Genomic DNA, 12,162 nt, shown 5'->3' on the forward strand with positions numbered 1-12,162 from the left:
CCTGACAGCAACTTACCGGGTTGACGGCTCTTCTAAGTTCCTTGCCAATAACAAATGGGCTTCATTCCCGTCTGCATCCGTTGCCTGGCGTATCTCTGATGAATCTTTCATGAATGGAGTAGATTTTATCGATGATTTGAAGATAAGAGCCGGTTGGGGCCGTTTAGGAAATCAGAATCTGCCCTCTAGTGTTTATACTTCCGGTATCGGGCAGGATTATTACGTATTTGGAGCAGGTCAGGGTTCACTTGTTAACACTACTTATCCGAGTAGCATGAAAAACGAGGATATAAAGTGGGAAACTGTTGAAGATATAAACCTGGGAACAGATTTTACACTTCTTCGAAGTCAGGTTAACGGTTCAGTTGAGTTTTACCAGAAAAAGACCAAAGATATGATCTTTCAGTTGCCCTATCCCAATTACAGCGGGTACCCCGATGATGCTCAGATTTGGTCGAATGTGGGTTCTATGAAATCGGAAGGTGTTGAATTGGGGCTTAATTATCAAAACCGCAGGGGACGCTTGAAATATGATGTGGGGGTTACTTTTACAACAGTTTCGGTTGAGGCTACAGATCTTCCGGAAATTACCCCCGTTGTTTATGGAGACGAAGAGCGAACAAAAACTGTAGAAGGTGAAGAGCCTGGATATTTCTTCGGGTATCAAACCAACGGGATATTTCAGAATCAGTTTGAAATAAATTCACATGCAAGCGAGAATGGTGCATTGTTGCAGGCTCAGGCTCAACCAGGAGACATCAGATTTGTGGATGTTAACGGAGACGGAGAACTGAATGGTGAAGACCGTACAAAAATCGGAAGTCCCTGGCCCGATTTCACTGGAGGTTTGAATATCAGCCTGGCTTACGATAATTTCGACTTCACTGCAAATTTGTATGCCAGTGTGGGAAATGACCTGGTCAATTGGCTTCGTCAGGATCTGTACAGCACTCAAAGTTCTGACAATAATGTCATTTCCGGTTTGTTGGATCAAGCCTGGCATGGTGAAGGAACTAGCAATGATATTCCCATTGTTTCGCATACGGATCTGAACCAGAATTTTGCCCGGTTTAGTGACTATTACGTTGAAGATGGCTCTTACATGCGGGTGAAGAATGTCCAGCTGGGATATTCTCTTCCAAAATCTGTTTTGAATCGGATTGGTTTAACGAAATGTCGTTTTTATGTATCAGGACAGAATATTCTGACTGTTACCAATTTTGAAGGTGTAGATCCGGAAGTAGCAGGAGATAACGTACTTAACTTTGGATTCTCCGGATGGACCTATCCTGTTTTACCAACATATCTGATTGGTGCAAATATTACTTTTTAACTAAGAATAACGCAGGTAAAACCTAAGTTGAGCGATACGAGTGTAACGAAGTAACACTTTACTTGGCGTTAACCCCGATTTAGAAAATTTTGGTTTTTCACTATCCTTATGGTGAAAACCTTACATTTTCTTATTCGATTGAGTGAGAATCGCTCAATTTGGGTAAAAGTAACAGTACAAAAACAAAAGTTATGAAGAAAAAAATATTAAATATATTGTTGGCAGTTATCATGTTGGTTGGGATTTCTGCCTGTGAGGATTTTATTGAAATAGAAGAGCGGGGCGTTCAGAATCTGGATAATTATTTTGCTACCGAATCAGAGGCTGAAGCCTTTGTTAACGGTTTGTACAAATCATTCGCCAACTGGGACGACTGGTGGCAACAGATTTTGCGAATAACCAATATCATGTCAACCGATGATGGATGGATGGGAAACCTGCAGCAGGATCCTGTTGACCATTATGCTTTTGCTCACTATTTTGTTGAGGCATCCAACGCCCCCGGTTCTCTGAAAAATTTCTATACTCATAAGTATTTGAATATTGGGGCTGCTAATATTGCCATTAGCCAAATACCGGATGCTCCCATCAATGAGGAGTTAAAGGAAAGATTGATTGGAGAGGCCAAATTTTTTAGGGCCTTCAGTTATTGGGAACTGGTTCAAAACTTTGGTGATGTTGTTTTGTTAACTGAGCCTCAGGGTACTTCCGGATTAAATCAGGAAAGAACTCCCAAATCAGAAGTCTATGCTCAAATTGTGAAGGATTTGAAAGAGGCTGCTGCCGTTTTGCCCGGTGAATATGGTGACGACAACAAAGGAAGAGTCACCGGTTGGGCTTGTAAGGCACTTCTTGCACGCACTTATCTGTATATGGAAGATTATACCAATGCCTATGCTTATGCAGATGAGGTGATTGGGCAGGGGCCGTATAGTTTGGAGCCTGATTTTGTGGATGTTTGGAGTGTTTACAACCACAATGGTGTTGAGTCTATTTTTGAAATTAATGCCAGCAGCAACCAGAATTACAATGTGGGAAACCGATTCTCAGTGGTTATGTGCGCCCGTGGTGAAACATGGCCTGAAGGCGAGGAGGATAAAATCATGGATGGTTGGGGTTGGTGTGTCCCTTCATCACATCTTGAGCAGGCTTATCTTTCCGAAGGTGACGAAATCAGGAGAAAAAGTACCATTATTACGGTGGGTGAACCTGTTTATGGTGATGAGGAAGAAAATCCCAACTACCAGTTTAATGTGGATATTAATAAGTCTGGCCGTGTATGGCGAAAATATTATGTGCCTATAGATATGCGACGTCAGCTGACTGTTAAGGATCGTCATATTCCACTGCCGATGATTTTGCTCCGATTAGGTGAAATGTACCTGACACGTGCCGAAGCGGCTTTTCGCCTGGGTGATGAGGCTCAGGCCAAAGCGGATATTGCAACCATAAGAGCGAGAGTGGATTTGGATCCCAGGAATGATCTTTCAGGCAATGATCTTTTATATGCTATCTGGAAAGAGCGTCGTCTCGAAATGGCATCAGAGGGTTTACGTTTGTACGACCTTCGTCGTCAGATAGACCCGGTTTCAGGTAAACCCAGAATTGCTGAAGCAATGGGGCCAAACGGATACTTTGTGCAGTATAATCTGAATGAAAGTACCGACCCTTATGAGACCATTCATCCGGAAGAGCCACAGGACAAAGGTATCATGTTTCAGGAAAATCAGCATGAACTTTGGCCAATTCCTCAATCAGAAATTGATCGAAGCAATGGTGTGATGAAGCAGAATCCCGGGTATTAAATGACTGAACCAAAGACAAGAATTATGCAGTAGCTGGCATTTTCTTTCAAACACAATACAGTCATTTAATACTGATAAATATGTTACAAAAACCCCGGGCAATTTGGCTAATGCACAAACTGTCCGGGGTAAATATATTTTTACCGGAGATTCTTTTATGACAAAATACAATCACAAAATATTAATTCATGAAGCACGTTGTTAGTTTCCTCATACTGCTGATTAATAGCTCCTTAATTATCGGTCAGGTGTCATTCGGTGAACCCGAGAGGATAAATTCCAGTTGGAAATTTAACAAAGGAGATTTAGAACAGGCTGCTCTCGAAAGTTTTGATGATTCGGATTGGCGAACGGTTGATCTACCCCACGACTGGAGTGTTGAAGGACCTTATAGTCCGCATAATGCCAGTGCCACCGGATATCTTCCAGGAGGGATTGCCTGGTACAGAAAAAATATCGGAATACCCGAATCCAGGCAAGATCAGAAGGCATATATTTATTTTGAGGGCATTTATCGAAATGGTGAGGTTTTTATTAATGGAAAATCTCTGGGGATGCGGCCCAATGGGTATATTTCCTATCTCTATGACCTTACTCCCTTCTTAAAATTTGGCGGAAAGAACACGCTGGCTGTAAGGGTCGATCACAGCAAGAGTATTGATTCCCGCTGGTACACGGGTTCCGGAATTTACAGAGATGTGTACCTGATATATTCCAATCCGGTTCACATTTCACAATGGGGTGTTTTTTATCAGACAAAAATGAAAAACAAAAACACCTCACTTGTAAATTTGGAAACCAGTATTACAAATACCACTGCCCAATTGCAAACGTTGACGGTGAAGCAAGAGCTATTTGATGACGAAGACCAACTGGTAACTTCATCCTCTGATGAATTGAAGGTTGAAAATGGGAGTTCAGGCACAATCAATCAGGTGTTGACCGTTAAAAAACCTTCTTTGTGGTCGGTGGACAATCCCAAACTCTATAAATTAAAAACCACCGTTTTTAACGGTCAGGAATTAATTGATAAGACAACAACCAGGGTCGGCATTCGCACCCTTGATTTTGATTCTGACAAGGGATTTGCTTTGAATGGAGACAACATGAAAGTAAAGGGTGTCTGTTTACATCACGATGCCGGAGTGTTGGGCAGCGCGGTACCAGAGGAGGTCTGGAAACGCAGGTTGATTAATCTGAAAGAGCTGGGTGTAAATGCCATATGTACCAGCCATAATCCACAAGCACCAGTACTATATGATCTTTGCGATGAGCTTGGATTGTTGGTATTAAATGAAGCATTTGATGAATGGGAATTCCCCAAAAAGAAATGGGTGGAAGGTTGGAATGTGGGTGAACCTGCTTTTCAAGGTTCGTATGAGTTTTTTGAAGAATGGGGCGAAACAGATCTGCGGGATATGGTTTTACGTGACCGGAATCACCCATCGGTTTTTATGTGGAGCATAGGCAATGAAGTGGATTATCCCAACGATCCCTATTCTCACCCTGTTCTGGATGAGGCAAGTATTCAGCAACAACATACCCGGGGTTTTCTTCCTAATCAACCAAATGCCAATCGTTTGGGAGGAATAGCAAAGAGATTGGCTGCGGTAGTGCGGGAGCATGATCCCTCAAGACCCGTTACAGCCGGATTGGCCGGCCCTGTTATGTCCAATAAAACGGATTATCCGGGTGCATTGGATGTTGTTGGTTACAACTATACCGAACGACGATACGATCAGGATCATGAAGCTTATCCAAACCGGGTTTTGTATGGCAGTGAAAACCGCCATGATTACGAAGCCTGGAAAGCTGTTCGTGACAACGATTACATCTTTGGTCAGTTTTTGTGGACAGGAATAAATTATTTGGGAGAGGCCTTTCGATGGCCATCACGTGGGTTTACAACCGGACTGTTGGATTTGGCTGGGTTTGTGAAACCCCGGGGCTATTATCGAAAAAGCTTGTGGACAAAGGAACCAATGATTTATGTTGGCGCCTACCCTGCCGGGAGAAGGGGCCACGGCTCTCTGATTGACGCACCGCATCTTTGGAATTTTGAAGTCGGAGACACCATTCGGGTTGTGAGTTATACCAATTGCGGGTCGGCCATCTTGTACCTTAACGGGGAAGAAATTGGTCATGAAAAGTCGCGGGATGAGGAAACCGGCGTTATTGTCTGGGATGTTGTTTATGCCCCCGGAAATCTTGAAGTTACAGGGTTAAATAATGGGGAAGAGATGGTGTCCGACAATATTGAAACATCCCGACGCCCTGCTGCTATTGAAGCCCGACTATGGAATAACAAGACTGTTATTTCTGGGGATGTACTGCAAATTGAGATTCAAATTGTGGATGAGAACGGAAAGGATGTTTTTCTGGCTGACAACCAAATTACCTGTAATGTGGAGGGTCCTGCAAAGTTGCTGGGGCTGGAAAACAGCGATCATTCCGATATGGGAAATTATAATGACAACAGGCAACGGGCCTATCAGGGCCGTATGATTGCCTATATCAAGGCAGAGGATAAGGGATTTGTAAAAGTTTCATTCTCCTCTAAATGGCTCAAGAGTGATCACGTGGAATTTAAAATCGAATAGGATAAATCTGAAATATGGAAAAATCAATAAAATATGTGTTGCTTTTGTTTCTGCTTCCAATATTTTTGTTGGCATGTGGGAACGATATCAACGATGAAAATGACGTGGAGAAAAACACAGGGGGAGAATTAATATTTGTTGATCCTTCTGTTTCGTTACAATCCATCGATGGCTTTGGGGCTTCAGATGCATGGAGAGTCCAGTTTGTAGGTGCTAACTGGCCGTTGGAAAAACGAAATGCGATGGCCGATCTTCTCTTCAGTCAGAAGCTAAAAGAAGATGGTAGCCCGGAGGGAATTGGTCTTTCTTTGTGGCGATTCAATATTGGTGCCGGAAGTGCAGAACAGGGGCTTGCCAGTGATATTGGTAATTCCTGGCGCCGTTCGCAATGCTTCCTGAATGAGGATGGAACTTATGATTGGACGAAACAGGCCGGGCAACAGTGGTTTTTGCGTGCAGCAGAAAAACGTGGGGTAGAATCTTTTTTAGGGTTTGTTAACAGCCCACCGGTGCATTATACGAAAAATGGAAAAGCCTATTCTCCGGGCGGAACCAATATCAACCTTGAATTTGGACGAATACCCGATTACGCAGACTTCCTGGCAACTGTTTGCCAGCATTTTGAACAGGAGGGACTGGCCTTTGACTATCTGAGTCCTGTAAACGAACCTCAGTGGAACTGGGACTCTCCGGGTCAGGAGGGATCGCCTGCAACAAATGGTGATATTGCAAGCATACTCAGGGAATTGTCTCCTAAACTTGAAGAAAAGAATGTCCAAACCCAAATTGTTGTGCCGGAGGCTGGTGAACTGCAATTCCTGTATGGTGATTTTGGAAATGCCGGACGTGAGGATCAACTGCATGCATTTTTCAATTCTTCGTCATCGCATTACGTTGGAGATTTGAGTAACGTGAAAAAGGTTGCACTGGGGCATAGCTATTTTACTACTGCAGATGTCAATACCCTTGTCGATGTTCGAAAAACATTGGGCAATGAGCTGAATAACAATGGAGGAACTGCGGGATTTTGGCAAAGTGAGTTCTGTATTTTGGAGAATGCTCCGGATATTGGCGATGGATGGGGAAGAGACCTGGGAATGGGCACTGCTCTTTATGTGGCTAAGGTTATTCATTTTGATTTGGCCCTGGCCAATGCACAGTCCTGGAGTTGGTGGACTGCCTTGTCACAGGGTGACTACAAAGACGGTCTGATATACCTCGATAATGGGACAAATGATAATGGTGCGCCTTTAGATCCTGGGGCCGAATCATTAAAAAATGATGGGTACTATCGGGAATCCAAACTACTATGGGCTTTAGGAAACTATTCCAGATTTATCAGACCCGGAATGGTTCGGGTTAAATCCGGCTTTTCGATTCCAAAATCAGAAACCTTTCAGGCATCAAATGTTATGTTTTCGGCTTACAAAGACCCTGTGGAAAACAAGCTTGTAATGGTTTTCGTAAACTATTCGGATAGTGATAAAAAAATGACCATCGGGAGCCTGGGCGGGACTTTTAATATTTCCGGAAACCAATTTGATTCCTATACTACTTCTGTCGAAAAGAACCTGGAGAAAGGAGAAATGCCTGCCGAGAGTATCATCATCGAAAAACGCTCCGTGGTGACGCTGGTGGGAAAAATGGAATAGAATTTATGAATCTTTTTGGTGGGGTGTATCCTTATTTGGAATTCCTTTTCGGACGTACAATTTTCCGCCAAAAGATTGTAATAAGATAATAGTATTTAATACTTTTATAGAAAAATAACTAAAATATTCAACTAATGAGACTAGTATCCATTTTGATCTTTACTTCTTTATTATGGGGTTGTCAGTCGTACAGTGATTATTCTGATGTCCCTTATGAAGAGAAGTTGCCGGTAGATTGGGAGAATCCGGCTGTTAATCAGATAAATAAAGAGGCTCCCCGTGCATGGTTTGTACCGTTTGCTGATGCATCTGAAGTGAATTCTGAAGACAAATGGGCTTCTTCACTTTTGAAATCGCTTAACGGAGAATGGTTGTTTCATCTTTCTCAAAATCCTACAGAAAGACCGGCATGGTTTTTTAAGAATGATTTTGATATACGTGACTGGAAAACCATTACCGTTCCGTCAAATTTTGAAATTGAGGGATTCACGTACCCCATCTATACCAATGTTCAGTATCCTCACGAAAAAACGCCTCCGGTAATTCAGGAACACTACAATCCGGTGGGATCGTATAAACGCACTTTCACTATTCCCAAAAAGTGGGATGGGAAAGAGGTATACCTGCATTTTGGGGCTGTTAGTTCTGCTATGTACGTATGGGTAAATGAGCAAAAGGTAGGTTATAGTGAAGATAGTAAAACCCCTGCTGAGTTTAATATTACAAAATATTTGAAACCCGGAGATAATACCCTTGCTGTTGAAGTATATAAATGGAGCGATGGCAGTTATCTGGAAGATCAGGATTTTTGGCGTTTGGGGGGAATTACCCGTGATGTGTTCCTGATGGCCAGGGAAAAACAACATTTGCGTGATTTCAGGGTAACGGCCGGACTGGATGATGATTATACAACCGGGATTTTCCGGATGCAGGTCGAAATGAAAGATTCTTCAGATGACAACGCGGTAACCGTGGAAGCCATGCTTTATGATGGTGAAGAGCTTGTTGAACGTTTTACAAAAACAACTACTAAGGGTCAGGTTGAATTTGCTTCGGAATATGAGAATGTGAAACCCTGGTCAGCTGAGATTCCTAATCTTTACAATCTGATTATTACTCTTAAAGATGATGCCGGAAAGGTATTGGAAGTAGTCCGTCAGGATGTCGGTTTTCGAAAAATTGAGATCAAGGGAAATACTCTTTTGGTGAATGGGAAATATATTTACCTGAAAGGGGTGAACCTGCATGAGCATCACGATGTGAATGGCCATGTGGTTGATGAAGCTACAATGATTAAGGATATTGAGGTGATGAAAACCCATAACATCAATGCCGTTCGGACCTCTCATTATCCGCAGCCTGAGCGCTGGTACGAGCTTTGTAATCGTTACGGTATTTACCTTATCGACGAAGCCAATGTGGAATCGCATGGCATGGGATATGGTGAAGAATCTTTGGCTAAAGACTCCACCTGGAAGGCTTCTCATCTTTACCGAACACGTAATATGTTTGAGCGTGATAAGAACCAGCCTTCCATAATTATCTGGTCGTTGGGAAATGAAGCGGGCAATGGTGTGAATTTTGACGCCACTTACGATTATCTGAAAGCGCAGGATACCACTCGTCCCGTACAGTATGAGCAGGCCCATGGTGGTAGAAATACCGATATTTTTGCACCAATGTATGCCCGTATTGAACACATGGAGCGCTATGCCAAAGAGGATGGTAGTAAGCCTCTAATTCAGTGCGAATATGCTCATGCTATGGGAAACAGTGTGGGCAATCTTCAGGACTATTGGGATGTTATTGAATCCTATGAAGTGATGCAGGGTGGTTTTATTTGGGACTGGGTGGACCAGGGACTGCTGACTGAAAATGAAAACGGAGAGAAGTTCTGGGCTTATGGTGGAGACTTTGGTCCTGATACCGTCCCTTCGGATGGTAACTTTTGTCTCAACGGACTTGTGGATCCGGACCGTAGACCCCAGCCGGCTTTGGAAGAGGTAAAAAAGGTTTACCAGTACATCAAATTTCGACCTGTAAATCTGAAAAACGGAACCATTGAAATTGAAAACAAATATGGATTTCTGAATACCAGGGTTTTCAACTTCGACTGGAGCATTGAAGGGAATGGTGAATCTGTAACTTCAGGAACGTTTGAGGAGCTTGCGCTGAGTCCTGATGAGAGAATAACTGTTTCGGCTAATATGGACTTTAATCCAAAGCCTGGAACCGAATATTTCCTGACAGTGAGAGCAGTTCTGAAAGAAACTGACGGACTGGTGCCTGCAAAAACTACTCTGGCGGCTGAACAATTCAAATTACCTGTTTTTGTGCCGGAAGCTGAAACTGCTGAAAAACACCCTGCTTTGAGTCATGAAACCAGCAATGGATTGTTGACCATTACAGGAGAATATTTTTCTGTGGTTTTTGATATGAACGACGGTGTGATGACGAGCTATAAATCCGGAGAAAAAGAATTGTTAATGAAAGGCCCTGAACCTGATTTCTGGCGTGCTCCCACCGATAATGATTTTGGTAATGACTTGCCCGTGCGTGCCCGAATCTGGCGTAAAGCCGGAGAAAACAGAAAAGTAACCGATACTCATATTGAAAAGAAAGAGTCAGGTGAAATTTTGGTTTCATTTGAGTTTGCGTTGAATAATGAGCAGAACGAGAACATCGGGACTTTTGAAAGCTCTTATCTGGTAAATGGAAGTGGAGCAGTTGAAGTGAACAACCATTTTAAGATGGCTGACGGAGATTTGCCTGAAATTCCGCGGATGGGTATGACCCTTCACATGCCAGGTGAGTTTGACCAGATGTCATGGTTTGGTCGTGGCCCCCATGAATCGTATCAGGATCGTAAAAACAGTGCTTTTGTTGGTCTTTACAGCGGAACTGTAGCGGAGCAGTATTGGGCTTATCTGCGTCCTCAGGAAAACGGTAACAAAACAGATGTTCGCTGGATGTCGGTTGCCAACGAAAGGGGGGAGGGGCTGATGTTCGAAGGAAAACAGTTACTCGAAGTTTCGGCTCATCACAATATCATGGAAGATTTTGAGTCTCCCCGTCGAACAGATGGTCGCTGGAAAGAGGGTGAAGAACGTCCGGTTCAGTACCATCTGAACGATGTAAAACCACGGGAGCTGACCTCTGTTGATGTTGATTTAAAACAATTGGGTGTTGGTGGCGACGACAGCTGGGGTGCCTGGACGCATGATCAATACAGGTTGACTGAAAAATCTTATCGCTATGGCTTCGTGATGAAACCGTTAAAATAATTCACTATTGTCCGGGGAAAGTCTGAGACTGCTTTACTCAAATAGTTGAGAAAGCAATGACAGGACATTGGAGATTTTTGAGAGATGGAGGGGGTTGATTTTCGGATGAGGCGAAAATCAACTCCCTCCATCCTTTTATAAATCTGTTGAGCGGCCTCATTGCAAGCAAGACAGTCTGTCCCGGTTTATTCGGGAAAGCAATCTTCTTTAAAGAAATAAGTTTCTCCGGACAATAATGATTAGGAGTGAACTTATTTTATCATAATTATTAATTACTTTCTTCAATTAGCTCGTTAACCCATTTTTGGGACAGTTCAAATCTGGTGAATATCTTAAAACTGTAAAAAAAGGGTTTCAAAAAGAAAGAAGTCAAGTTTTTGCTACTCTGGATTATCTCGAACCCTTTCACTATATTTTACGTAGAATTAATGTGTTAGTTAATCTTAACGATGAGAAGCGATAGGCATAATCCAAAAGAACAGGTCAGTAAAGAATTGGAGGAATTACAATTTAAATATTCTGAGCTGGACGCCAAATACAAAAATAGCATGGAGAGGCAGAAGGCATTGGAAAATGAACTCAACCAAGAGGTACAAAAGTTCTCAGTACTTTTCGAAGAGTTTCCTTATCCATCTTACTTGTCAAAGTTACCTGAAGGCAGAATTGTTGAAGTCAATCAGGCATTTGAGGATGAATTTGGTTTTACAAGAGCAGAAGTAATTGGAAAAACCAGTATGGAACTGGGAATAAAGCTTGATTTCAATAGCAGGGATCAAGTTATTGAGCCTTTGCAGGCCAACAAGTCGGTTCATGATCAGGAAATGGAACTTTACTCGAAAATAGGTAAGAAAAGGGTTTACCTTACAAATATTAAAAAGATTTCCATTAGCGGTATTGAATACCTTTTCAATACAATTCAGAATATCACCTCATCCAAAGAAACTGAATCCAGGCTAAAAGAAAGTTATGACCTTCTGCGAATTGCCGGGGAAAAAGCAAAAATCGGAGGATGGAATATCATCCTTAAAGAAAACAGGTCTAATTGGTCTGATGAAGTGGCTGCCATCCATGAAATGCCTCCGGGTTACGCTCCCTTGGTTGAAGAAGGCATTCACTTCTATGCTCCCGAATGGAGAGAGAAAATTTCGAGGGCGTACACTAAATGTATAAAGGAAGGAATACCGTATGATGAAGAGATGGAAATAATTACAGCTACTGGTAAACGGCTATGGGTTAGAACAATTGGGGAAGCAATTAGAAATGAAGAAGGAGAAATATTTAAAATACAGGGTGCTCTTCAGGATATTACTGATAAAAAAAAGATTGAAGAGAAACTTCGGGAAGCCAAAACTTCTCTTGAGGAATATTTTGAAAACGATATTTCAGCAGACTACCTGGTTTCAGAAAAGGGGGAAATATTCAGTTGCAACAGAACCTTTCTGGATTTATTTGGCTTCGATAAAAAATCTGAAGTTAAGGAGTTTGACA

At 42.4% G+C, this 12,162-nt stretch carries 6 protein-coding genes; all 6 read left to right on the plus strand.

The window, feature by feature from the left end; all coding sequences use genetic code 11:
• Positions 1–1,333, plus strand: a 1,333-nt coding sequence (locus QZZ43_RS19380) for a SusC/RagA family TonB-linked outer membrane protein (RefSeq protein WP_291862797.1), incomplete at its 5' end; no start/stop codon positions are given.
• 191 nt (positions 1,334–1,524) lie between these two features.
• Entirely contained in the window at positions 1,525–3,138 is a 1,614-nt protein-coding gene (locus QZZ43_RS19385; protein WP_291862800.1) for a RagB/SusD family nutrient uptake outer membrane protein, read from the plus strand.
• A 188-nt stretch (positions 3,139–3,326) separates the two neighbouring features.
• The gene (locus tag QZZ43_RS19390) at positions 3,327–5,738 is read left to right on the plus strand and encodes a sugar-binding domain-containing protein (protein WP_291862802.1); all 2,412 of its coding nucleotides are present in this window, start codon (positions 3,327–3,329) and stop codon (positions 5,736–5,738) included.
• Between the two features lie 14 nt (positions 5,739–5,752).
• Positions 5,753–7,390: a glycoside hydrolase gene (locus QZZ43_RS19395; RefSeq protein WP_291862805.1), complete on the plus strand. Its 1,638-nt coding sequence runs from the start codon at positions 5,753–5,755 to the stop codon at positions 7,388–7,390.
• 134 nt (positions 7,391–7,524) lie between these two features.
• Positions 7,525–10,674: a glycoside hydrolase family 2 TIM barrel-domain containing protein gene (locus QZZ43_RS19400; protein WP_291862808.1), complete on the plus strand. Its 3,150-nt coding sequence runs from the start codon at positions 7,525–7,527 to the stop codon at positions 10,672–10,674.
• Between the two features lie 449 nt (positions 10,675–11,123).
• Positions 11,124–12,162: PAS domain S-box protein (locus QZZ43_RS19405; protein ID WP_291862810.1), on the plus strand; the 1,039-nt coding region annotated here is incomplete at its 3' end.

This window comes from Marinilabilia sp. (assembly GCF_016278715.1).
GTDB lineage: Bacteria > Bacteroidota > Bacteroidia > Bacteroidales > Marinilabiliaceae > Marinilabilia.

Excerpts from the sequence above, each read along its gene's own strand:
- QZZ43_RS19385 (WP_291862800.1), top strand. The coding sequence starts at position 1,525 with ATGAAGAAAAAAATATTAAATATATTGTTGGCAGTTATCATGTTGGTT.
- QZZ43_RS19390 (WP_291862802.1), top strand. The coding sequence starts at position 3,327 with ATGAAGCACGTTGTTAGTTTCCTCATACTGCTGATTAATAGCTCCTTA.
- QZZ43_RS19395 (WP_291862805.1), top strand. The coding sequence starts at position 5,753 with ATGGAAAAATCAATAAAATATGTGTTGCTTTTGTTTCTGCTTCCAATA.
- QZZ43_RS19400 (WP_291862808.1), top strand. The coding sequence starts at position 7,525 with ATGAGACTAGTATCCATTTTGATCTTTACTTCTTTATTATGGGGTTGT.